Below are 22,812 nucleotides of genomic sequence, written 5' to 3' on the forward strand. Positions count from 1 at the left end.
TTTCAGCATAACATATTGTTTTTTAATTTTAATCCAGAATTTCAATTACTTGCCCAGCTCCTACTGTTCTTCCTCCTTCACGAATAGCAAAGTGCAGATTGAGGTTCATGGCGATTTCCGAAATTAATTTCACTTCAATATCAAGGTTATCCCCGGGCAATACCATTTCCACACCGTTGATAAGATTAACTTCTCCGGTAACGTCAGTAGTTCTGAAATAAAACTGCGGGCGGTATTTGTTATGGAAAGGTGTATGACGCCCTCCTTCTTCCTTTTTCAGAATATAAACTTTAGCCTTGAAATGTTTATGAGGTTTCACTGAACCGGGTTTTGCAACAACCATACCGCGGCAAATCTGATCCTTATCAATACCTCTGAGCAACAGACCGGTATTGTCGCCGGCTTCACCCCTGTCAAGAATTTTGCGGAACATTTCCACACCTGTAACCACTGATTTCATCTTTTCAGCACCAAGGCCGATGATTTCAACAGGGTCGCCTGAGTTGATAACTCCTGTTTCAACTCTTCCGGTTGCAACGGTACCGCGGCCGGTAATAGAAAATACGTCTTCAACGGGCATAAGGAAATCCTTGTCTATTTCACGGGGAGGTAATGGTATATAACTGTCGCAAGCGTCCATAAGTTCCACAACTTTATCAACCCATTTAGGTTCCAGGTTTAATCCGCCTAATGCAGAGCCTCTGATAACGGGAGTATTTTCACCGTCAAATCCGTAGAATGTAAGCCTGTCTCTGATTTCCATTTCCACGATTTCCAAAAGTTCTTCGTCATCAACAAGGTCAACTTTGTTCATGAAAACAACAATCTTTGGAACACCAACCTGGCGTGCCAACAGAATATGTTCATTGGTCTGAGGCATAGGGCCATCAGTAGCAGCAACAACAAGGATTGCGCCGTCCATCTGGGCAGCACCGGTAACCATGTTTTTAATATAGTCGGCATGTCCGGGGCAGTCAACGTGAGCATAATGCCTGTTAGCTGTTGTATACTCAATATGAGAGGTATTAATGGTAATACCTCTTTCTTTTTCTTCAGGAGCATTGTCGATTGAATCAAATGATCTGAATTCTGACCAGCCTTTTTGCGACAGTACCAGAGTGATAGCTGCGGTTAAGGTAGTCTTACCATGGTCGATGTGACCTATTGTCCCAATGTTCACGTGGGGTTTGGAACGATCGTACTTTTCTTTTGCCATTTTAATTTAAGTTTGTTAGGTGATTATAATTTATTTTCTGATTGATTATTATTCTTTGTAGAGCCATTGACGAGAATTGAACTCGTGACCCCTTCCTTACCAAGGAAGTGCTCTACCCCTGAGCTACAACGGCTAGTCTGGAGCGGAAGACGGGGCTCGAACCCGTCACCTATAGCTTGGAAGGCTATCGCTCTACCAAATGAGCTACTTCCGCATGTTGAAAAACAATTTAGTATTGGTGGGGAGAGGAGGAATCGAACCTCCGAAGGCATTGCCAACAGATTTACAGTCTGCCCCATTTGACCGCTCTGGAATCTCCCCAAATACGCTTCAAAGAACGTGAGCCGAAAGAGGGATTCGAACCCCCGACCCGCTGATTACAAATCAGCTGCTCTGGCCAACTGAGCTATTCCGGCATTTTCATGCTTGTTTTCTGTTGTAAATCAATAAAATACATAAAAAAACAGACCTTTTACAAAAAAGGTCTGCAAATGTATAAACTTTTTACTTACTAACAAAGAAATATTTATATTTTTTTATTACTACATACCTCTTATTTTCTGTTTATGCTTCAACAGTTGCTTCCGAAGTGCTTCAACAGCAATATCTGTAGATTGTTCAAAGGTCTTTGATTGTTTCTTGGCAAACAAGTCATTGCCGGATATCATCAAACGAATTTCTGTGACTTTATTATCTTCCTTCTGATTTTTTTCAACCCTGAGAGTTACTTCCGACCCAATGAGTCCGTCGAATAAGCCGGACAACTTATCAACTTTCTCCTGGATGTATTGCTCCAGTTTTTTGTCTGTTTTAAATTTTATTGATGTAATGCTAACTTTCATAATGAACCTCCTTTTGTTTTATGCTTTTGGATGTGCTTGTTTATAAATAGTTTTTAATTTTTCTATGGTATTATGAGTATAAACCTGTGTGGCCGAGAGATTTGCATGACCTAAAATCTCTTTTATTGAATTCAGGTCGGCACCATGGTTGAGCATGTGGGTAGCAAAAGTATGCCTTAAAACATGCGGACTCTTTTTTTCCTGTAAAGTGATAATGCTTAAATAATGATTTACAATACGATAAATTAACTTCTGGTAAATTTTTTCTCCCTTATTGGTAACAAAAAGGAATTCTGAATTTATTTCTGCCCCGAAAGTTTTGTGTTTAATGCTGATGTATTTTTCGATGAGGGCTTTAAACCTGTTATTAAAAGGTATCAACCGCTCTTTGCTGCGTTTACCCATCACTTTCAATGTCAGGTTGTAAAGGCTCACATCCTTTTCTTTCAGGTTCACAAGTTCCGACAGGCGCATACCTGTAACATAAAACATTTCAATAATTAATAGGTTACGCACTGTGGTGAAATCGTTAGGTTTATCAGAAAAACTCTCGTCGAGCAGGGTTTTCATCTTATCTTCCTCTATAAAAGCCGGCAAGCGTTTGGATGTTTTGGGAGATAATACCTTAAGCATGGGGTTTTCTTTGAGTTCTCCCTGCTTTTTCAGAAATTTATAAAACGAATTTAGCGATGCTTTTTTACGGTTCACCGAGCGTGGCAATATATTCCCTTCCATCATCTGCACGAACCATGAACGTATCATGATATGCGTAGCCATTGATGGGTTTTCAAGTTCGTAGTTTTGCTCAAGGTATGCTGCAAACTGCTCCAAATCATTTTTATAGCTAATTACTGTATGGGGGGAGTACCTTTTCTCGTACTGCAGGTAATGTAAAAAACGCTCAACCATCAAAAAAAAAATAATTCCTGTTTTTCTTAATAACAAACGTAAAAGTAACGAAATTATTTTGAAAAAGCAAGAATTATTCTTTCTTTTTGCAAAGGTAAACCGGCGCTGGGCTATTTATTCTTTTCCTCGTTGAGTTTCTGAATATATCTGGCCTTTATCAGCTCTTCCCTGCGCTTTATCGAAGGTTTTGTAAATTTCTGGCGTTCGCGTAATTCTTTTACCACGCCCGTTTTTTCAAATTTCCTTTTGTATTTTTTCAGGGCTTTGTCGATGTTTTCGCCTTCTTTTACCGGTACAATAATCATAAAAAATCTCTCTCTTTCTTTAGATGGTTTTTAAATATTTTAATTCCCCATATTTGGGAGTGCAAAAATAGTAAATATTTTATTATAAAAGAGTTTCGTGGATTTTTTTTTGATAAATAACACCACCTTTTGAATTTTTTGTCACATAGAACCGTCCCGGCTTTAACGTTGGGGCGTGTCGAAAAGGAACAGAACAGGTCCGTCTTCGACAAGTTGTTATAAAAATCATAGAAATAAATTTTTTTCTTAAAGAACAGCTGACTGGCTCAGGGTTTCATTATCATACAGAGAATTAAAATTAATAATTGGAATCAATCCATTAAAACCTTACTTAAATCTTCACTTATTCAATTATTTCTAAATAGAATTAGTAATTTTGCAATAATGCACACCATCGAGCCATATTATAACTGGAGGCACCTGTACATCGCTTCGGAAGATGTGCGCTCACCATTTTATGGCAATACGTATAGCGAATTTGAATTTCCTTATGCTGTGTACAATTACTTAATTCATCCGCAGTGGGATTGTTTTGGTTCCGCCACTTTATACATTAAATTATTATATACAGACTACCAGAAAAATTTTGTCATCCTTGAATTAATTGGCGAATGGAACGATTGCCTCTACAATGACATTAAATTCCTCAAAGAAAACGTGATTGATATTTTGCTTGGCAATGGTATCAACAAATTCATCCTGATAGGTGAAAACATTCTTAATTTTCATTTTTCTGATGATTTATATTACCAGGAATGGTTTGACGAACTGGAAGATGGGTGGATTGCCTGTGTGAATTTCAGGGAACACGTGGTGAAAGAATTTGAACACGGACACATTGATTATTATCTTGCTTTCGGAAAAAAACTCAACCAGATACTTTGGCGCAAATCAAACCCATGCCAGTTTTTCGAGCTTGTTTCAGAAATGATGACGAAACGATTGAATCCTTAAATATAATGGTACACGTTAACATTGAAGTTTTTGGGCTAGTTCAAAGAATCGGGTTTCGCTACAGTGCAATGGAGGCAGCATCCCAAATGAATATTACCGGTTTTGTAAAAAACATGACGGATGGTTCCGTTTACATTGAAGCCGAAGGTGAAGAAAAAAATATTGAATCATTTATTTCCTGGTGCCATCATGGCCCGCCATGGGCAAGGGTTGACAACATTATCGTGAAAAAAACAACCATGCAAGGGTTTAAGAGTTTTGAAATCAAACGATAATTTTTCTTTTACTTTCTTCCGGAATTCTTCTATTTTTTTGCTCTTAGAAATTCTCTTTTCCCAAGTGGACCGGGCAATTTTTCAATTGTAAATCCGGCACTCTTCAATGCTCTTTTAACGTCACCTTTACAGGAATATGTTACCAAAATGCCACCATCTTTCATTGCAATATATAACTTATTAAAAATCTCCGGTGTCCACATTTCAGGCTGAACATCGGGTGCAAATGCATCAAAATACACAAGGTCGTAACCATTATCCTGAAGCTGTGTTTCTTCAATTTTTCTTTCAATTAATACAATTTCAAAATTACCTGAAAGTTGATTAATAACACCTGAAACCGATTGATGCAATTCTGCAAACATCTTATGATGACCGGAACCGGTAATATCGGGGTAATTTAATTTCGACAAAATTTTCTCCTCAATTCTGTATGGCTCAACAGCAACGTAATTTACTTTTTTCTCATCTTTTTCACATTCAATCAATGTGAGAAAAGCATTCAATCCTGTTCCATAACCTACTTCCAGAATGTTCAGGTGTTCCTTATTCCATGATAAAAAACGATAACCTGCATCAATAAAAATATGCTTTGATTCGGCAATGGCTCCATTACGGGAATGATAACACTCATTCAGTTCAGGGATATGCAGTGTGTGCGACCCATCAGCTGTTATGATGATTTGACTTTTCATCGTCAGTCTTTATTAAATACCGGCAATATCTTATACACAGTGTCCGAAAACATAAAACTTGTTTGCAGTATGGTTGATTGAAGATTCTTTTTTATCACATTGAAATAATCTCTTGAAAAATAAGCAAAACCCTGTGTGCCATCATAAGCCATGCATGTCGAATTAGGTGCTGCTACCCACTGGTCACAGATTCCCGAAGAATAGTCGTAGGTATAAACATTATTGCCATCACAAAAAATATACTGCCCCGGTTCAGTAATTGCAACATCTGTAAAGATGCCTTCATTATGTGTATAAATATCCCAAAAAGTTTCTGTAGATGGAGAAACTAACCTAATTTTCCCTTGTCCGGAATTATTAGTAAATAGCAGATAATAATCTGTGTCTGCCCTGAAAATCTTTTTTATTTCGTATGATAATAAAATACGTTTATAAACAACAAAAGAAGGCACATAATACATCACGAAATGTTTTTCCATTCCGGTATAACTCCTTTCATAGGTTAATAAGAAATCTCCGTCAGGGAAAAATGTTACCGGATACTCAACATCATCGGTAACTCTTGAAGCAATTATACTTCCGTACCTGTTGTATATTTGAAATTTTCCTTCATAAAACGAAACATACAATAAATCTTTATAAGTTTCTATAGTAACAAAATAAGGGAAAGGAGGGTTATTAATACATGGAACGTTCCAGTTCAATTGCCATTCATTCATTTCATACACATTCACATCGCCGAAAAATTTACCTGCAATATAAAACTGCTGTGCATCAGAACTAATGCAGGAATTCGTATAGTCAGAGATGAAAGCTGCCATCTGGCTTACATGATTCGCAGAATCAATTTTATGAACCCTAATGTTCTGATTGTTTTTTGTAACAACAAGAACATATTGCAATTCCTTTTCTGCTTCATGAATATATATTTTTAGAAATCTTTTTGTTTCATTTGTTCCGTCATAAGCTTTGAGGAGCAGGTAATAAACACCGGAAGGCAACATGATGTCATCAATTTCAATACAAGTATTTAATGAATAACAGCTATTATCAGGATAGAAAGCGCCTCCACTCAGTACCGTAACAAAATTAACATCCGTTACTGTAACACTTACATATTCCAGAGTTCTGTCATCACAAATTGCTGCCATTACATGAATGTCATCAAACACATGAAAGCTTTGATTTTCATAAGGTATTGTTATAGTAATCTGCGGACTTATTGTATCGTTGTTCTTTTTGCAGGAATACAAAATGAAAATCACTAAAAAAAATGTATATTTAATTAAGTACATGTTTTATGAAACAAAAAACTGCCAAAGAGTGTCAATCTTATGGCAGTTTTAATATTATATCCTTTACAAATTATTTATAGTTAAGATTATGCGCCTGCATTTTTCATTTCATATTTCTGGGAGCATACCTTAGCTTTCATAAACTGCCTGTTCATAAGTGCAATATTGGTTACTTTTATTTCCTTAGGGCATTCAGCCTCACAGGCATAAGTGTTGCTACAGTTACCAAAACCCAGCTTGTCCATTTCGGCAACCATTTTCTGTACACGTTCAGAAGCTTCAATTTTTCCCTGAGGTAAAAGTGCAAACTGCGAAACTTTAGCACCAACAAACAGCATCGCTGATGCATTGGCACAAGCTGCGATACAGGCGCCACAACCTATGCATGCAGCAGCATCCATAGCCAACTCCGCTTTTGATTTGGGTATTGGGATAGCATTAGCATCAGGAATACCTCCTGTATTCAAAGAAATATACCCCCCTGCCTGTATTATCAGGTCAAGAGCTGAGCGGTCAACCACAAGGTCTTTAACAATAGGAAATGGTTTGGCACGCCATGGTTCAATCACGATGGTGTCGCCGTCATTAAATGAACGCATGTGAAGCTGGCAGGTAGTGATACCGCGTTTGGGCCCATGAGGACGGCCATTAATATATAAGCTGCAGGTTCCACAAATACCTTCGCGACAGTCGTGGTCGAATGCCACGGGGTCGTTACCTTGTTCGATGATCTGCTGGTTAAGGGTGTCAAGCATTTCAAAAAACGAACTGTCGGGGGAAACATTTGAAACTTTATAAACTTCAAATTTCCCTTTTGCTTTGGCATTTTTCTGACGCCAGATTTTTAAGGTTAGGTCCATATTATAATTATTTTTCCAGCCAATGGCCAATGGCCATAAGCCACAATTATTAATTTATTTATTTTCCAGTGATTTTATTAATGAATTAATCATTTTTGACAACGAACTTATTTTTGCAAAAAGTTCTTCAGAATTCTCTTTAAAGTAGCCAATTTTATTTGAAATAATCAGCTCCGTTTCTAGTTCATATAATGACCCTCTTGCCTGTTTCAAGAATAACACATAAGATTTTGTGGATTTCCTACCCCATCCTTCTGCAATATTAACAGGGACTGATGCTGAAGCTCTCCTTATCTGTGATACAAGCCCAAATCTTTCCTCTTCAGGAAATATCAATGATAGCCTATAGATATCAACCGTCAGCTCAATGCCCATTTTCCAAATTTCCAAATCCTTATATGAATTTATCATTCCCATCATTAATCATATAATGGCCAATGGCTATTTATAACTCCTCTGCGATGGCTTTGCTACCTCAAAAGTAAGCTCTTCTTTGTGCATTTCAGGATCCACGCTTTCGCCTTTATATTCCCAAGCAGAAACAAATGCAAAGTTCTCATCATCACGTTTTGCTTCGCCTTCTTCGGTCTGCATTTCTTCGCGGAAATGGCCCCCGCATGATTCTCTGCGTTGCAGTGCATCTCTCATAATCAGTTCGCCAAGTTCAATAAAATCAGCTACCCTGCTCGCCTTTTCGAACTCAGGATTAAACTCGTTCAACTCACCCGGGATAAACAGATCATTCCAAAACTCTTTTTTTATGTCAGGGATCATTGACAAACCTTTTTTTAGTCTTTCTTCGTTCCTGCCCATGCCACAATGCTCCCACATCATCTTCCCGAATTTTTTATGAATAGAATCGACAGATTGCTTGCCTTTAATATTTTTCAGTTTATCAAGCTGCTCTTTTATATCATTTTCAGCCTGAACAAATTCCGGGGCATCGGTAGGGATTCGTTTTGTATGAATCTCTGCAGACAAATAGTTACCAATGGTATAAGGCAAAATAAAATACCCGTCGGCAAGGCCCTGCATAAGCGCTGAAGCTCCGAGCCTGTTAGCACCGTGGTCCGAAAAATTACATTCACCTATAGCATAAAGGCCGGGGATAGTAGTCATTAATTCATAATCAACCCACAAGCCACCCATAGTATAGTGAACAGCGGGGTAAATCATCATCGGTGTTTCGTAAGGGTTTTCGTTAATAATCTGTTCATACATCTGGAACAGGTTCCCATAACGCTCCTCAATTACGTTTTTACCAAGCCTGGCAATAGAATCCTTAAAATCGAGATAAACCGCCAATCCTGAATGACTAACCCCAAACCCCGCATCGCAACGTTCTTTGGCTGCTCGAGAAGCAACGTCACGTGGCACTAAATTTCCAAAGGCAGGGTACCTTCTTTCAAGATAATAATCGCGGTCTTCTTCAGAAATATCTCCAGGTTTTAGCTCTTTTTTACGAAGCTTTTCCACATCTTCTTTCTTCTTAGGCACCCAGATTCTTCCATCATTACGCAGACTTTCGCTCATCAGTGTTAGTTTCGACTGAAAATCGCCGTGGACGGGAATACAAGTTGGATGTATCTGGGTAAAACAGGCGTTGCTGAAAAAAGCGCCTTTTTTGTATGCACGCCATACCGGAGTAGCATTTGATCCCATAGCATTTGTGGAGAGGAAGTAAGCATTTCCATAACCCCCGGTAGCCAAAACCACGGCATGGCCGAAATATTTTTCGATTTCTCCGGTAACCAAATTCCTGACAATGATTCCTCGTGCTTTTCCTTCAACGAGCACCACGTCAAGCATATCACGGCGGTTAAAGAGTTCAACTTTACCTTTTTTTATCTGGCGGCTCAGAGCGCTGTATGCTCCCAAGAGTAATTGCTGGCCTGTCTGTCCCCGGGCATAAAATGTCCGCGACACTTGTGCTCCGCCAAACGAACGGTTATCCAGCAATCCACCATAGTCACGTGCAAAAGGAACCCCTTGGGCCACGCACTGATCGATAATGGCATTGCTTACTTCAGCCAGGCGATACACATTGGCTTCACGAGCCCTGTAATCTCCACCCTTTAAAGTATCGTAAAATAAACGGTACACACTATCTCCATCGTTCTGATAGTTTTTTGCGGCATTGATACCCCCCTGGGCAGCAATGCTGTGTGCCCGGCGAGGGCTGTCCTGATAACAAAATGCTTTCACATTGTAGCCAAGCTCACCCAGAGAAGCTGCAGCTGAAGCCCCGGCAAGGCCGGTACCCACTACAATTATATCCAGCTTACGCTTGTTTGATGGGTTGACAAGCTTACAGGTGGATTTGTAATTAGTCCATTTTTCGGCTAATGACCCTTCAGGTATTTTTGAATTTAATTTCATGGATGCGTGGTGGTTTTATTTTTATTTTATTGTTTACAATTTTTTATGTGTTTTAATAGTGCTTGAAACTCAATTATAAATAAACATAAAGTAAATCGGAATAATAGAAAACCCAACGGAAATAATCAATGCATAAGCAGTACTCACAACCTTAATGACTTTGTTATATTTATTATGGTTGAGGCCGAGAGTCTGAAAACCAGATAATATAGCATGGTTCAGGTGAAAACCGAGAAATATAAAAAAGGCTATATAAATAAACGAATATACTTTATTCTGAAATAGCAGGATTGCCATTTGATAAAAATCGTGTGTATCAACTCCTGCCGGAGGTTGTACCCAGCCCATCTTAATAAAAAAGAAATGCATGAAATGTAGAATCAGAAATATTAAAATGATGATTCCGGTATATATCATATATTTTGAAAAAAACTCTGTATGAGATTTGTTCACAACATGATAACGCACCGGGCGTGATGCCCAGTTTTTCAGGGTTACTATTACTCCTATCAAAATGTGTATAGCAAAGCCGCTAAAAAGTACATACTCAAAAATTTTAATTGCAATATTTGTTGTCATAAAATTAGATGCAACCTTAAACATCTCTCCGTTATCTCCGGCGATAAGAAGGAGGTTTATAGTAAGATGTACCAGCAGGAATAACGCCAAAAAAAGCCCGAAGGCTCCCATCACGATTTTTTTTGTAATCGAAGAATACGATAATAATTTGCTCATAATTTTCAGCTTTGAAAAAAATTAAAAAAAACTGTACCTTTATAAAAAATATTTTTCTTTGTATTTATATTTCACAAAGATAATTTTTGATATTACTTTTAGCAAATAAAATCTATCTTTTTTTTAACAACCGGTTAACAATATTTCAAAATGCGTTATAAACCTATAAAACAGGATTTTTTTATCAGCAACCGTCAAAAACTGCTGAAGAAATTAAAGCCCAATTCATTGGCAATAATACTCTCTAATGATGAGTATCATAGAAACGGAGACCAATTCCATCCCTACCGACAGAATTCCGATTTATTTTACCTCACAGGACTTGATCAGGAAAAGTGTATCCTCTGCCTCTGCCCCGGACATCCGGTGGAAGCGATGCGTGAAATTGTTTTTACCTTGCAAACCAACGAAACCATGGTAACCTGGTACGGGCATAAATATAATCTGGAACAAGCCAGAGAAGTTTCCGGGGTCAAAACAGTCAAATGGCTTGATAGTTTTGAAGATACACTCAAAGACCTCGTGCTTCGCTCTGAAAATATTTACATCAATGTTTATGAGAACGCCCGCTTCTCCACGGAAGTTATCTCTAACGAACTGCGCTTTGCAAAGCGAATGAAAAAAGAATATCCCCTGCATAATTTTGAACGGCTCAACCCTCTTATTACTAAGTTGCGTTTATGTAAGGAGCCTGAAGAGGTTAAAATGATGCAACATGCATGTAATATTACCGAAAAAGCTTTCCGAAGAATTCTCGAAAGAATTCGTCCCGGTATGATGGAATATGAAGTGGAAGCTGAAATCGTCCATGAATTTATTCGCAATGGCGCCGACGGGCATTCTTTTTATCCTATTGTTGCCTCGGGTGTGAATGCTTGTGTATTGCACTATATTAAAAATGATGAGAAAATTAAAGACGGTGATTTGGTGCTTATTGATTACGGCGCTGAATATGGAAATTATGCCGCAGATGTAACACGTACAATACCTGTAAACGGAAAATTTTCCAAAAGACAAAAAGACTGTTATAACGCGGTGCTGAGAGTGCACAAAAAAGCTGCTCAACTGATAGTTCCGGGTACCACCATCGAAAAAATAAATAAAGCCGTCACTCAACTTTTTGAAGCCGAGATGATTAAGCTTGGACTTTTTTCAGCCAAAGACGTAAAAAATCAGGACCCTGCCAACCCCCTGTATTTCAAATACTATATGCACGGAAATTCACATTTTATAGGACTGGATGTACATGATGTGGGGACGCGGCAGGTTATTCTAAAACCTGGCATGGTTCTCAGTTGTGAACCAGGGCTCTATATCAAAGAGGAAAGCATCGGTATCCGAATTGAAAATGATATCATGGTTGGCAGCAAAGGGCCAATAGACCTGACAAAAAATATTCCGATAGAAGCAGATGAAATTGAAACTTTAATGAAAAAAAATAAAACTTTAAAAAAATAACAACTTTATATCCATTAAATTAAAAAGCAACATTAACTAATATTTAAAACTATGTTTCCAGTAAGCACTTATGTTGAAAGAAGACAAAAATTAAAAGCCATCCTGAAAAACGGCTTATATATTTTTACAGGGAATTCTGAACTGCCTATGAATTATCCCGCCAATGCTTATCACTTCAGGCAGGACAGCACGTTTCTGTATTTTTTCGGCATTGACGAACCTGGGCTGGCGGCTGTCATTGACATTGACAACGATAAGGAAATCATTTTCGGCAACGATGTGGACATCGAAGATGTGATATGGACAGGCCCCCTGCCACTGTTAAAAGACAAAGCACAAAAAGTAGGTATCAACGACACCAGGCCTTTTTCTGCATACACAGATTATATCAATGATGCAAAAAAGCAAAATCGTAGGATACATTTTTTACCGCCATACAACCCCAACACTAAAATACATATTAGTACCCTGCTGGGTATTCCAGTAGAAAAACTGAAAGAAAATGCTTCAATGGAGTTGACACATGCCGTTATTACACTTCGTTCAATTAAAAGCGCTGAGGAAATAGCGGAAATTGAAAAAGGGATGGAGGTGGCTTATGATATGTTCCTGATGGGAATGAAACTGGCAAAGGAGGGCAGGTATGAATACGAAATTTCGGGCACCATGGAAGGCATTGCAATGGCTAATAACGGCAGCGTTTCCTTCCCTATCATACTTTCTGTACGCGGAGAAGTGTTGCATGGCCATGCTCATGGCAATATGATGAAAAATGGCGACCTGCTTCTCATAGACGCAGGCTTTGAAACCCCGTTACATTATGCTACTGACCACACCCGTACCATTCCTGTCAGCGGAAAATTCACAAAAAAGCAAAAAGAAATTTATCAGATCGTGCTCAATGCACAACTTTCCGCTATAGAAGCTATAAAACCCGGAGTAAAATATCAGGACATACATCTTTTATCATGCAAAGTAATAGCTGATGGACTGAAAAAAACCGGCCTGATGAAAGGCGACACAGAAGAAGCGGTAAAACAAGGAGCACATGCTTTGTTTCTTCCTCATGGCCTCGGTCACATGATGGGGCTGGATGTACACGACATGGAAGATATCGGCCAGATTTATGTAGGGTATGATGATGAACTTCGCCCGATAGACCAGTTCGGTACGGCATATCTGCGTTTAGGCAGAAGGCTGCAGCCAGGCTTTGTACTGACAGTAGAACCGGGAATTTATTTTATTCCGGAATTATATAATCTCTGGAAATCTGAAAATAAATTCACAGAATTTATAAATTATGATAAGGTTAAAGAATATCTTGATTTTGGAGGTATTCGTATTGAAGACGATGTCCTAGTTACTGAAGCAGGTTATAAAATTCTGGGGAAACCCATACCGAAAAAAATTGCAGATATTGAAGAACTAATGAAAGATTAACTTTCTTATTCTTCATCACTTAGCATTGACTTTATGTTGCCCAAGTGAATAGCTTCGAATATTTTCTCTATCAACTCTTCATCAAGCATTTTTTCTTTTCCTGATCGTTTTCTGGATCTAAGAATTTCATTCCAGCGCTGGGGGTCAAAAATCGGCAGATTTTTTTGCTTTTTAATTTGGGACATCTGCTCCACTAATTTTTTACGCTCTGATAAGATTTCAATTACTTTTTCATCCAGATGGTCTGCTTTTCCCCTGAGCTTTTCAAGCTGAAGAACCGTACTGACGTCAGGAATAGCATTATTATTTTGAAAAAGAAATTGCAGAGAATCCGTTTTTAGCTTGTCAGCACATTCATCATATGGCGTTATGAAATGTCTCAAGCCTATTTTATTCATCAATCCTAAAAATCCGATTAAGTCCTCAATTAAAGATAAATCCGTGAATACTGCACAAGTATATTGCGGGTATTTAACTGTAAACTGAAAATAGTTTTTTAATTGATCAATCAATGAGGGGGTATACTGACCTGGATTTTGTATTTCAAAACTGACAACAATTTTTTTATTAGGTATTTTTATATCTATAAACCTATCAAAATCCGTGTTCGAAACAATAATAAAGTCAAAATTGTTTTCAGAAAGTATTGTTTCTTTGGGGTTAAATATATTCCCTGTTATACACGAGTTTTTTGATATTATTGAAGAAATCAATTCAGAAGAATGATTAGATATAAACTCAGGTGAGAAAACGATGGCCAGATTGGAATGATTCTTTTTAATAAAAGAATCGGCTTTGTTCCATTCGAACGAATCATCAAACTGGAAAAAAAAATGAGGAAACAAATGTAATCTGTATGAATTAATAATAGTAAAAACTATTTATTCTCAACCTTCAGCAATCTTTCTTCTAATTCTGCATTCTTTTTCTTCAGTTCATCAATATAATTTTGTTGTTCTTTGACGGCTTCAATAAGCACAGGGATAAGCTCGATATAATCCATTGTTTTAATTTTCATGGATTGCTGAGGTTCTTTATTATCTCTCGTACAATTTGTAGAAAATATCTCCCTTTCTCTTACCATATCAGGAAAAACCAATTCAACCTCTTGTGAAATTACACCAAATTTATGTTGTTTATCAAAAGCATAAGCGGGGAATTCATCAACACGCATATCATATTCAACCCCTCTTATTTGTTTTAATTTCTCTATCGGATTGGATATTATTTTAATATTTTTTTTCAGTTTTAAATCAGAAGGTGCCGGCATATATCCCCAACTAGAATATACCGCGCCATCAAAATATCCTGCCCAGCCAGAAATGTTAGTCTGAATGCCATGAACACCCCTTCCTGCAAAGTTTGAATTTGCCACACCTCTCACTCCTGCACCATTTGATTGATTTCCATTATACTCGCCCTGTATGCAGTAAATGGCATTTGCCCCACTTGAATTTGATGACGCAAACACACCTCCTGAGTTACCGGTTATCGTATTTGGCACATAAACACTTAAAGCCCAGGGGAAAGATGTGTTAGCCACAGCCGAAGTCAAATCTCCGGTCATAGTTGTTGTAGTAGCACCCCATGTCCACTCTCCGGCAGCAGATGCCCTGCCCCTTAAAACATTACCTGTATAAAAATCAATAGGGATTGCATCAGTAGTTCCTAACTTATTGCTCACGTCAGTAGTTAAACCTGTGTTCAAACTTGTAAGCCATGCTCCTTTTGTTGTAGTTATTGTACTTGCACAACCTGTAACATAAGAGGTACCATTATTGTTAAACTCATGAGCCGTTACATTACATGTCGGGCCTGTAGGGCCTATGGGACCAACAGAACCTTGTGAACCGTTTGCCCCTGTTGCGCCTGTCGGGCCTATGGGGCCGACTGGGCCTTGCGGGCCGGTAGCTCCGGTAGGGCCAGTTGCTCCATCAGGACCAGCGGGGCCTTGAGGACCAGTAGTTCCGTCAGGGCCGGTTGCTCCTGTTGGACCTATTGGGCCGGCAGGACCTTGCTGGCCAGTGGCTCCTGCAGGACCAGTTGCTCCAGTGGGACCAGCGGGGCCTTGAGGGCCGGTTGCTCCGTCAGAGCCAGTTGCCCCTGTTGGGCCTATTGGACCTGCAGAACCTTGTGGACCAGTAGCTCCAGCGGGGCCGGCAGGGCCTTGTGTCCCAGTTGCGCCTGTAGGACCAGCAGGGCCTTGTGGACCCGTTGCTCCGGCGGGACCAGCAGGACCTTGTGCACCAGTTGCTCCAGCGGGACCGGCAGGACCTTGTGGGCCAGTAGCTCCAGCGGGGCCGGCAGGACCTTGTGCCCCAGTTGCACCTGCAGGGCCAGCAGGACCTTGTAAACCCTGTGGACCAGGAGGGCCAGTAGGACCAGTAACCCCTGTAACTCCATGAGAGTCACACAATGAAAACCAACTTGCTGCAAATAAATCATAATAAAAAACACATCTTAAATCCGTATCATAAACTAACAACCCATTAGCAGGATTTGGAATAGCTAACCTCATGGCTGTTGTAAGCCGGGGAATAAGAACCCCTTTATCCAAAGCGTCCACATCAAGGGCTGCCGACGGATGAGGATTGGCCCCAGTGGCATTTATTCCAACATTATTTTGAGCAATTGCATATTTAACAAAAAAAATCAGAATAAATACTGCTAAAATAAGTTTATTATTTAATCTCATAACCTGTTAATTTACTGTATTAATGTTACTACTCCTTTATAATTATACTCCATCCCTTCTTTATCGGTTAAAAATAATATCCATGCATAAACTCCTTCCGGACATATTTTATCTGAATTCCCGGTTCTTCCATCCCATGGTTTGTTTATATCATCCATTATATATACAAGATTCCCCCATCGGTTATATATAAACATATTTAATTTAAGTTTATCAAGATTCATACCTATGGGGACAAAAAATTCATTCAACCCATCACCATTAGGTGTAAAAGCGCTAGGAAAATAAATTTCCCAATTAACAACTTCCTCAACCAGACACCAGGGAGCGTAAAAATCGTCCGCTGAAATACTGTCAATATAAACTTTATGCTCATCTGTATTTATATTACCGCGCGGGGACATATCGCTCCATGTATGTTGCAGTGTGTTGTGCCTGATTGCTTTCATTTCTATTTCAACAATACCTGCGTTACAACTCTCATTAATGTCCTGTGGAGTGTATTTTAAAATTATTCCCACATCAGGTTTTGTTTGATAATAAACAGGGTTAATATACCAAAACCTGTCGGCAATATATTCATAACTCCTGTCCAATTCATTCACTCCCGGAGGGAACGGCACATTCTGACATGGTGTTGGATATGTTCCAAAACGTATCATTCCATTATCGGGAGAGGCTGCAGTTTTTGTAACCACAGTAACTTCCAGGTCGGCAGTATTATCAAAGCCACTACCAAAAGGCACTGTATAGCCATTTACTTCAGAACCAATATACCAATCCACAAGCCCGAGTCCTTCATTTGTATTAGTTTCACTAATAATGCATCCGCTTTTATACTGTATAGCTGAAGGAAACCGATTTAAAATCCTTATGTTGTTTGCATTCAGCAATAATTGAGCATTAACGGTAAGTGTGTCGTTGATTTTACAATCAGCAACTTTTAATATTTTCTTATAATTATCCAAAATAAGATTTTCAAAGATAGTAGGATTTGTTCCCTCAATATATTGCTTGGAAGTTCCATTCAGAATAACATGACCAACTGTCCCAGCACCAATAGAAACCAGAACCTCATTGTTGGCAAGATTAACCCAATTTCGTTTTAAAATAATATTACCATCAAGATTTATTTTCCCGTCGATGGCGCCATAACTTTTATTAATGTAATCTCCTCCAATAACAAGGTACGCACCTTCTCTTATCACAATGTTGCCACCGTTGTTAACCAAGGTCTGGGAAAAAGTTGTATTATATAAACAGAAATAACACACAAACATGCAAAATAACCATATAAAAATGTGTTTTTTCATCACTTAAATCTGACTATATAAATACATACGCAAATTTACCTAAAATATTTGTTGTTTATAAAAAAATTCATAATTTTTCTAACAGCAATTCTGAATGTACTAAATATTAACATTCTTAAGTTGTTCAACAGCCTTGGTGATATCATCACTTTTGAAAATTGCATTTCCAGCTACAACAATATCAGCGCCGGCTTTTACAACATTTTTTATATTATTTATATCGATGCCTCCGTCAACCTGTATTTTACAATCAGATTTCATATCTGTAATCAGTTTTTTTGCTTTTTCAATCTTTGCTAAAGTTTGCATAATAAACTTCTGCCCGCCAAAACCGGGGTTAACAGACATTATAAGCAGTAAATCAAGTTTTTGAATGATTTCAGCAAGCATGTTAACTGTAGTATGGGGATTAATGGCAAGGCCTGCTTTAATATTAAATGATTGGATATAATCAATGGAACGGTGAAGATGAACGGCTGATTCGAAATGTATAGTCAAATATGCTGGTTTATATTCCGCAAAACGGGCAATGTACCTATCGGGGTCCATAATCATTAGATGAATATCAAAGGGCTTACCAATGTAACCTTTTAAAGAATCAAGGACAGTAAATCCAAACGAAATATTAGGCACAAAAACACCATCCATAACATCTATATGGATAAAATCGGCTTCACTTCCGTTAATGATTTCAATTTGTTCTCTAAGATAGCCAAAATCAGCAGAAAGTATTGAAGGGGAAATTAAATGGCTCATATTTTATGCAAATTATTTTGCACAAATATAATAAAGGTTTGACTAGCCAAGGTAAAATTTCAGGTTTTTACTTCGCGATGTAATTTTCAACCTGCGTATCGCCTTTTCTCGTATTTGTCTGACGCGTTCTCGTGTGAGGTCAAATTTAACTGCTATTTCATCCAGAGTTAAAGGTAAAGAATCGTTCAGTCCATAAGTAAATCGAAGAATATCCGCTTCCCTTGGTGTTAATGTTGTAAATGCTCTTTCAATTTCTTTTCGTAATGAATCAAGCAACAATTTTGTTTCCGGGTCAAACATTTCATCGCTTTTAAGCATATCTGTCAAAGTAGTATCTTCATCCGGGGCAATTGGAGCATCCATTGACAAATGTTTTCCGGCATTCTTTAAAGAATCTTTTATTTCTGTTTCAGAAAGATTCAGTATCTCAGCAATCTCATCCGCATTAGGCTCCCGCTGGTGCAACTGTTCAAAAGCATTGTATGTTTTATTTATCCTGTTCAAGGTTCCAATCTTGTTCAAGGGCAAACGTACTATCCTTGATTGTTCTGCAATAGCCTGAAGTATAGCTTGTCGAATCCACCATACCGCATAAGATATAAATTTAAACCCTTTTGTTTCGTCAAAACGCTGTGCTGCTTTTATCAACCCAACATTGCCTTCGTTAATAAGGTCAGGAAGACCCAACCCCTGATTTTGGTATTGTTTTGCCACAGAAACAACAAAACGAAGATTTGCTTTTGTTAATTTATGTAAAGCTTTTTGATCACCCAGCCTGATACGCTGTGCCAACACTACTTCTTCTTCGGCGGTAATCAAATCCACCTTACTTATTTCCTGAAGATACCTATCGAGAGAAGCTTCTTCGCGGTTGGTAACCTGTTTTGCTATTTTAAGTTGTCTCATTTTACACGCTTATAGTAATTATTACTTAAAGCTTTTAAACATCTACTAATAACGAACTGTTGATAGAAACAATTTGTTTTAGTATAAAAAATTCATCAAGAATTTTTAATAAGACAGCTATTATTTTTGAAAGGTTGCTTAGGTTACTTATTTCGTTTTGCCGTCGGGTTTAGGCAATAACACCTTTCTTGACAATTTCAGCTTCCCTGTTTTTTTATCAACATCGATTAGTTTTACCTGAACTTCATCGCCAATTTTCAATACTTTTTCCACATCATCTGTTCTTGCCCAGTCAATTTCCGAAATATGCAACAATCCGTCTTTCCCCGGCAGAATTTCAATAAATGCGCCAAAAGGCTGGATGTTTCTCACTTTCCCTGTATAAATTTCTCCTATTTCCGGAACTGCAACTATCTTTTTAATCCAGTTCACAGCTTTTTCTGAAGAATCTTTGCTCGTGGATACGATATCCACAATGCCAAATTCTCCTTCTTCTTCAATTACGATGGTTGTGCCTGTAACACTTTGAATTTCCTGTATCACTTTTCCTCCGGGGCCTATTACGGCTCCGATAAATTCCTTAGGAATAGTCATTTTAACTATCCGCGGAACATGAGGCTTATAGTCTTCCCTGGGTGTTGAAATAGCCTTCTCCATTTCACCAAGAATATGAATCCGGCCTTTGCGTGCCTGAGCCAATGCTTCTTTTAAAATTTCATAAGAAAGCCCTTCAATTTTAATATCCATCTGGCATGCAGTTATTCCATCACGTGTTCCTGTAACTTTAAAATCCATATCTCCCAAATGGTCTTCATCGCCAAGTATATCCGAAAGTACAGCATACCTTCCATCTGATTCGCTAATCAATCCCATGGCAATACCCGAAACTGGTTTACGTATTTTTACCCCGGCATCCATCAAAGCCATAGTTCCGGCACAAACAGTAGCCATAGAAGACGAGCCATTTGATTCAAGAATATCCGAAACAATACGCAGCGTATAAGGATTTTCTTCTCCCCACGGGATCATGTTTTTTAATGCTCTGTGAGCAAGATTCCCATGGCCTATTTCTCTACGTCCTGTGCCTCTCAACATTTTAACTTCTCCTGTTGAAAATGGAGGAAAGTTATAATGCAACATGAACTTATTTTTCCCATCGAATATTACTCCGTCAATAATCTGTTCATCGAGCTTAGTTCCCAGAGTTACTGTTGTAAGCGACTGTGTTTCCCCGCGTGTAAAGATTGAGGAACCGTGTGCGGCAGGCAAGTAATCTACTTCACACCATATAGGCCTTATTTCATCAAGGTTTCGGCCGTCAAGACGTTTTCTGTCATTTAATATCATATTTCTTACTGCTTCTTTTTCCACCTGGAAGAAATACCTTTCAACCATAGGAATTAATTCATCACGCTGTTCTTCAGGAAGCGTAGCAATATAATCTTCTTTAATTTTCTGAAAAGCTTCAGAACGTTCATGCTTTGCAGAAGCTTTGGATGCCACTTCATAAACCTTATTATATGCAAATTGTGCGAGGCCGTTTTTTATATTGTCATCATTTTTCTCATGGCAATATTCGCGTTTTATCTTTGATTTTTCGACCATTTCTGCCAGCTCGAGCTGTGCTTTGCATTGTATTTTAATAGTTTCGTGAGCAAATTTCAGCGCTTCTACCAGATCGTCTTCAGATACTTCTTTCATTTCCCCTTCAACCATAACAATATTGTCCATAGAGGCCGCTACCATGATATCAATATCTGAATCTGCCATCTGGCTGGTGCTGGGGTTTATTACCATTTGTCCGTTTATTCTTCCAACCCTGACCTCAGAGATAGGCCCGTTGAAGGGAATATCAGAAATAGTAAGTGCTGATGATGCTGCCAGACATGCCAGCGCATCGGGCATACATTCCTTATCGCCCGAAATCAGAGTTACCAGCACCTGGGTTTCTGCATGATAATCATCGGGGAATAAAGGCCGTAAAGCCCTGTCGATGAGTCTGGAAACAAGAATTTCATATTCTGAAGGACGAGCTTCACGTTTAAAAAAACCTCCCGGAAAACGCCCTGTGGCTGCATATTTTTCCTGGTAATCTACTGATAGAGGTAAAAAATCGGTATTCTCTGCGGCTTCTTTTTTTGAAACAACTGTTGCCAGCAACATAGTGTCACCCATTTTTACAACAACAGAGCCGTCAGATTGCTTGGCAAGCTTACCGGTTTCAATGTTTATTTTTCTGCCTTCCCCAATATCAAAAGATTTATTTATACAATTCATAAAAAAAATTTATTATATTTAACAATAATGTCCTTTATTAATAAAAAAAGGCAATTCGCATTGCCTTTTTTTACAGGTAGATTAAATTTACTTCCTGATTTTTAATTCTTTGATGATGTTTCTGTATCTGCTGATATCTTTTTCTTTCAGATAATCAAGCAGGCGCCTTCTTTTCCCGACAAGCAATACCAATGACCTGCGGGTAAAATCATCTTTCTTATTTGTTTTTAAATGTTCTGTAAGGTGCTGTATTCTTTTTGTAAAAAGTGCTATCTGCCCTTCAGACGTACCGGTATCAAACTCCGATTTGCCGTGTTTCTTAAAAATATTTTTCTTTGTTTCGCTTGTAAGATACATTTCGATATGCTATTTATTAAAAATGGAGTGCAAAGTTACAAATAATATTTTAACAAAAAACAATTTTATAAAATTTTATATTTTAATCACTGAAAATTCAGTTGGCTGGTGTAAGGCCCGTTTATAAGTTCGTATCTTGTTAAATGATGTAGATTATAAGAAATTGTTTTAATATAACGGCAGGAAAAAATTCCCAAGCCATTAGAAATATTTGTATAAACCGGACGTTCCTGAATTATGGATGTGGAAGGTTTATTCAAATCCATGTAAATACTCAGATCATCTCCTCCCACTGAAATAATAAAGTCCATTTTACCAATAAAACGCGTTATATCATTATCAACGGGGATAACAGATTGAAGTTTACTGAAAAAATCAACTCCTCTGTAAGTTGTACTAAGGTCTTCACCACCTGTCAGCTTTTCCGATTTAACAGAACTTAGCCTCAAGTCAATATATTTATATACAGTATCTGTCGGGGTATTATTATTCACTTCTTTAAAATGAAACCTAATTAAGGGTTCAAAAATTCGCCCGTTTTTTGCAGATTTCCACTTGGCTTCATATTCTCCATAACTACCGTCTGTGGTAACTAAACCAATCAGGGGGTTAACGGGGTTATATGCCGGTTGACTAACAGAAAAATCAGAAATCAGGTTGGTAGCAGAAGTAACCACATTCCCTGATATGTTATTTTGAATATGCAGGCGGAATGAATCCTGTGAGTTCATGGCAGGATTGGGAACAAATTTATAAACTTCCTGTGTTGGATAATAAAAAATACCAGTATCTTTGTTTTGTATCCATGTGCGCTCAAGAAAATACGCTCTGATGACATTACCGTTTGACACTTGTTCAACCTTTACGGTTAAATCATCGCCATAGGAACTAAGTGTCGGATCCTGAGCCATAAGTATTGCACTTTCTTCTCCAAGAAATGCTTTTGTAATTTTAATATATTGTGCTGTATCTGCCTGATTTAACAATCCATAAACAATGGTAATTTCTTTGGGTTCGGCATTTATATCAAAATCTGTTTTGCACGAATAACAAAAAAATAATGATAAACTTATAATCAATAAAAATGCTTTGCGCATATTTGAATATTAATTTTCCGCAAATGTAAGTAATAAATTAAAATAATT

22 protein-coding genes, 4 tRNA genes and 1 pseudogene are annotated in these 22,812 nt (G+C 38.1%); 4 read left to right on the forward strand and 23 right to left on the reverse strand.

Annotation, left to right across the window (positions count from 1 at the left end; translation table 11 throughout):
- Positions 1–28: 28 nt before the first annotated feature.
- The 8 genes from tuf to rpsU all read right to left on the reverse strand — a co-directional run bounded on the left by tuf (position 29) and on the right by rpsU (position 3,272).
- The gene (gene tuf / locus M0R16_01675) at positions 29–1,216 is read right to left on the reverse strand and encodes an elongation factor Tu (GenBank protein ID MCK9611595.1); all 1,188 of its coding nucleotides are present in this window, start codon (positions 1,214–1,216) and stop codon (positions 29–31) included.
- A gap of 61 nt (positions 1,217–1,277) precedes the next feature.
- Positions 1,278–1,349 (reverse strand) — tRNA-Thr (locus M0R16_01680).
- A 5-nt stretch (positions 1,350–1,354) separates the two neighbouring features.
- A tRNA-Gly gene (locus M0R16_01685) sits at positions 1,355–1,430 on the reverse strand.
- A 22-nt stretch (positions 1,431–1,452) separates the two neighbouring features.
- Positions 1,453–1,537: transfer RNA gene (locus M0R16_01690), tRNA-Tyr, on the reverse strand.
- Between the two features lie 21 nt (positions 1,538–1,558).
- Positions 1,559–1,632 (reverse strand) — tRNA-Thr (locus tag M0R16_01695).
- Positions 1,633–1,758: 126 nt separating this feature from the next.
- A complete protein-coding gene (locus M0R16_01700; protein MCK9611596.1) occupies positions 1,759–2,058 on the reverse strand; it encodes an HPF/RaiA family ribosome-associated protein in 300 nt (99 codons plus the stop codon).
- An 18-nt stretch (positions 2,059–2,076) separates the two neighbouring features.
- Positions 2,077–2,967: a tyrosine-type recombinase/integrase gene (locus tag M0R16_01705; GenBank protein MCK9611597.1), complete on the reverse strand. Its 891-nt coding sequence runs from the start codon at positions 2,965–2,967 to the stop codon at positions 2,077–2,079.
- Between the two features lie 110 nt (positions 2,968–3,077).
- Entirely contained in the window at positions 3,078–3,272 is a 195-nt protein-coding gene (gene rpsU / locus M0R16_01710; GenBank protein ID MCK9611598.1) for a 30S ribosomal protein S21, read from the reverse strand.
- 384 nt (positions 3,273–3,656) lie between these two features.
- On the opposite strand from rpsU, the gene M0R16_01715 reads away from it, so the two are divergent.
- Both M0R16_01715 and M0R16_01720 read left to right on the forward strand, forming a co-directional pair.
- Positions 3,657–4,226, forward strand: a complete 570-nt coding sequence (locus tag M0R16_01715; GenBank protein MCK9611599.1) for a hypothetical protein — start codon at positions 3,657–3,659, stop codon at positions 4,224–4,226.
- A gap of 5 nt (positions 4,227–4,231) precedes the next feature.
- Positions 4,232–4,501: an acylphosphatase gene (locus M0R16_01720; GenBank protein ID MCK9611600.1), complete on the forward strand. Its 270-nt coding sequence runs from the start codon at positions 4,232–4,234 to the stop codon at positions 4,499–4,501.
- 29 nt (positions 4,502–4,530) lie between these two features.
- On the opposite strand, the gene mnmD is transcribed toward M0R16_01720, so the two are convergent.
- The 6 genes from mnmD to M0R16_01750 form a co-directional block, all read right to left on the reverse strand.
- Positions 4,531–5,196, reverse strand: coding sequence for a tRNA (5-methylaminomethyl-2-thiouridine)(34)-methyltransferase MnmD (gene mnmD, locus M0R16_01725; GenBank protein MCK9611601.1), 666 nt, complete (start codon positions 5,194–5,196; stop codon positions 4,531–4,533).
- Between the two features lie 2 nt (positions 5,197–5,198).
- Positions 5,199–6,491: a hypothetical protein gene (locus tag M0R16_01730; protein MCK9611602.1), complete on the reverse strand. Its 1,293-nt coding sequence runs from the start codon at positions 6,489–6,491 to the stop codon at positions 5,199–5,201.
- Positions 6,492–6,577: 86 nt separating this feature from the next.
- Positions 6,578–7,351 carry a succinate dehydrogenase/fumarate reductase iron-sulfur subunit gene (locus M0R16_01735; protein MCK9611603.1) on the reverse strand — a complete coding sequence of 258 codons (774 nt, stop codon included), beginning with the start codon at positions 7,349–7,351 and terminating at the stop codon, positions 6,578–6,580.
- Positions 7,352–7,405: 54 nt separating this feature from the next.
- On the reverse strand, positions 7,406–7,771 hold the full coding sequence (locus M0R16_01740) for a four helix bundle protein (protein MCK9611604.1): 366 nt from the start codon (positions 7,769–7,771) through the stop codon (positions 7,406–7,408).
- A gap of 21 nt (positions 7,772–7,792) precedes the next feature.
- A complete protein-coding gene (locus tag M0R16_01745; protein MCK9611605.1) occupies positions 7,793–9,730 on the reverse strand; it encodes a fumarate reductase/succinate dehydrogenase flavoprotein subunit in 1,938 nt (645 codons plus the stop codon).
- 69 nt (positions 9,731–9,799) lie between these two features.
- Positions 9,800–10,465 (reverse strand): succinate dehydrogenase cytochrome b subunit, encoded by a 666-nt coding sequence (locus M0R16_01750; GenBank protein MCK9611606.1) that lies wholly within the window; start codon positions 10,463–10,465, stop codon positions 9,800–9,802.
- Positions 10,466–10,615: 150 nt separating this feature from the next.
- Here M0R16_01750 and M0R16_01755 point away from each other — a divergent pair, with 150 nt between their 5' ends.
- Together M0R16_01755 and M0R16_01760 are read left to right on the forward strand one after the other, a co-directional pair.
- The gene (locus M0R16_01755) at positions 10,616–11,923 is read left to right on the forward strand and encodes an aminopeptidase P N-terminal domain-containing protein (protein ID MCK9611607.1); all 1,308 of its coding nucleotides are present in this window, start codon (positions 10,616–10,618) and stop codon (positions 11,921–11,923) included.
- A 51-nt stretch (positions 11,924–11,974) separates the two neighbouring features.
- The gene (locus M0R16_01760) at positions 11,975–13,363 is read left to right on the forward strand and encodes an aminopeptidase P family protein (GenBank protein MCK9611608.1); all 1,389 of its coding nucleotides are present in this window, start codon (positions 11,975–11,977) and stop codon (positions 13,361–13,363) included.
- Positions 13,364–13,368: 5 nt separating this feature from the next.
- Here M0R16_01760 and M0R16_01765 read toward each other — a convergent pair whose 3' ends face one another.
- The 9 genes and pseudogenes from M0R16_01765 to M0R16_01805 form a co-directional block, all read right to left on the reverse strand.
- Positions 13,369–14,076: a chorismate mutase gene (locus M0R16_01765; GenBank protein MCK9611609.1), complete on the reverse strand. Its 708-nt coding sequence runs from the start codon at positions 14,074–14,076 to the stop codon at positions 13,369–13,371.
- A gap of 164 nt (positions 14,077–14,240) precedes the next feature.
- The gene (locus tag M0R16_01770; GenBank protein ID MCK9611610.1) at positions 14,241–14,633 is read right to left on the reverse strand and encodes a tail fiber domain-containing protein; all 393 of its coding nucleotides are present in this window, start codon (positions 14,631–14,633) and stop codon (positions 14,241–14,243) included.
- A 537-nt stretch (positions 14,634–15,170) separates the two neighbouring features.
- Positions 15,171–15,737 (reverse strand): annotated as a pseudogene (locus tag M0R16_01775) (hypothetical protein).
- Positions 15,738–16,069: 332 nt separating this feature from the next.
- Entirely contained in the window at positions 16,070–17,371 is a 1,302-nt protein-coding gene (locus tag M0R16_01780; protein MCK9611611.1) for a gliding motility-associated C-terminal domain-containing protein, read from the reverse strand.
- Positions 17,372–17,470: 99 nt separating this feature from the next.
- A complete protein-coding gene (gene rpe, locus M0R16_01785; protein MCK9611612.1) occupies positions 17,471–18,127 on the reverse strand; it encodes a ribulose-phosphate 3-epimerase in 657 nt (218 codons plus the stop codon).
- 42 nt (positions 18,128–18,169) lie between these two features.
- Positions 18,170–19,033 (reverse strand): RNA polymerase sigma factor RpoD/SigA, encoded by an 864-nt coding sequence (locus M0R16_01790; protein MCK9611613.1) that lies wholly within the window; start codon positions 19,031–19,033, stop codon positions 18,170–18,172.
- Positions 19,034–19,180: 147 nt separating this feature from the next.
- On the reverse strand, positions 19,181–21,310 hold the full coding sequence (locus M0R16_01795) for a polyribonucleotide nucleotidyltransferase (GenBank protein ID MCK9611614.1): 2,130 nt from the start codon (positions 21,308–21,310) through the stop codon (positions 19,181–19,183).
- 87 nt (positions 21,311–21,397) lie between these two features.
- A complete protein-coding gene (gene rpsO, locus M0R16_01800; GenBank protein ID MCK9611615.1) occupies positions 21,398–21,667 on the reverse strand; it encodes a 30S ribosomal protein S15 in 270 nt (89 codons plus the stop codon).
- An 86-nt stretch (positions 21,668–21,753) separates the two neighbouring features.
- Positions 21,754–22,764 carry a hypothetical protein gene (locus M0R16_01805; protein MCK9611616.1) on the reverse strand — a complete coding sequence of 337 codons (1,011 nt, stop codon included), beginning with the start codon at positions 22,762–22,764 and terminating at the stop codon, positions 21,754–21,756.
- Between the last annotated feature and the right edge of the window lie 48 nt (positions 22,765–22,812).

It is taken from the genome of Bacteroidales bacterium (genome assembly GCA_023228145.1).
Classification (GTDB): Bacteria; Bacteroidota; Bacteroidia; order Bacteroidales; family CAIWKO01; genus CAIWKO01.

Excerpts from the sequence above, each read along its gene's own strand:
- tuf (MCK9611595.1), bottom strand. The coding sequence starts at position 1,216 with ATGGCAAAAGAAAAGTACGATCGTTCCAAACCCCACGTGAACATTGGG.
- M0R16_01700 (MCK9611596.1), bottom strand. The coding sequence starts at position 2,058 with ATGAAAGTTAGCATTACATCAATAAAATTTAAAACAGACAAAAAACTG.
- M0R16_01705 (MCK9611597.1), bottom strand. The coding sequence starts at position 2,967 with ATGGTTGAGCGTTTTTTACATTACCTGCAGTACGAGAAAAGGTACTCC.
- rpsU (MCK9611598.1), bottom strand. The coding sequence starts at position 3,272 with ATGATTATTGTACCGGTAAAAGAAGGCGAAAACATCGACAAAGCCCTG.
- M0R16_01715 (MCK9611599.1), top strand. The coding sequence starts at position 3,657 with ATGCACACCATCGAGCCATATTATAACTGGAGGCACCTGTACATCGCT.
- M0R16_01720 (MCK9611600.1), top strand. The coding sequence starts at position 4,232 with ATGGTACACGTTAACATTGAAGTTTTTGGGCTAGTTCAAAGAATCGGG.
- mnmD (MCK9611601.1), bottom strand. The coding sequence starts at position 5,196 with ATGAAAAGTCAAATCATCATAACAGCTGATGGGTCGCACACACTGCAT.
- M0R16_01730 (MCK9611602.1), bottom strand. The coding sequence starts at position 6,491 with ATGTACTTAATTAAATATACATTTTTTTTAGTGATTTTCATTTTGTAT.
- M0R16_01735 (MCK9611603.1), bottom strand. The coding sequence starts at position 7,351 with ATGGACCTAACCTTAAAAATCTGGCGTCAGAAAAATGCCAAAGCAAAA.
- M0R16_01740 (MCK9611604.1), bottom strand. The coding sequence starts at position 7,771 with ATGATGGGAATGATAAATTCATATAAGGATTTGGAAATTTGGAAAATG.
- M0R16_01745 (MCK9611605.1), bottom strand. The coding sequence starts at position 9,730 with ATGAAATTAAATTCAAAAATACCTGAAGGGTCATTAGCCGAAAAATGG.
- M0R16_01750 (MCK9611606.1), bottom strand. The coding sequence starts at position 10,465 with ATGAGCAAATTATTATCGTATTCTTCGATTACAAAAAAAATCGTGATG.
- M0R16_01755 (MCK9611607.1), top strand. The coding sequence starts at position 10,616 with ATGCGTTATAAACCTATAAAACAGGATTTTTTTATCAGCAACCGTCAA.
- M0R16_01760 (MCK9611608.1), top strand. The coding sequence starts at position 11,975 with ATGTTTCCAGTAAGCACTTATGTTGAAAGAAGACAAAAATTAAAAGCC.
- M0R16_01770 (MCK9611610.1), bottom strand. The coding sequence starts at position 14,633 with ATGCCGGCACCTTCTGATTTAAAACTGAAAAAAAATATTAAAATAATA.
- M0R16_01780 (MCK9611611.1), bottom strand. The coding sequence starts at position 17,371 with ATGAAAAAACACATTTTTATATGGTTATTTTGCATGTTTGTGTGTTAT.
- rpe (MCK9611612.1), bottom strand. The coding sequence starts at position 18,127 with ATGAGCCATTTAATTTCCCCTTCAATACTTTCTGCTGATTTTGGCTAT.
- M0R16_01790 (MCK9611613.1), bottom strand. The coding sequence starts at position 19,033 with ATGAGACAACTTAAAATAGCAAAACAGGTTACCAACCGCGAAGAAGCT.
- M0R16_01795 (MCK9611614.1), bottom strand. The coding sequence starts at position 21,310 with ATGAATTGTATAAATAAATCTTTTGATATTGGGGAAGGCAGAAAAATA.
- rpsO (MCK9611615.1), bottom strand. The coding sequence starts at position 21,667 with ATGTATCTTACAAGCGAAACAAAGAAAAATATTTTTAAGAAACACGGC.
- M0R16_01805 (MCK9611616.1), bottom strand. The coding sequence starts at position 22,764 with ATGCGCAAAGCATTTTTATTGATTATAAGTTTATCATTATTTTTTTGT.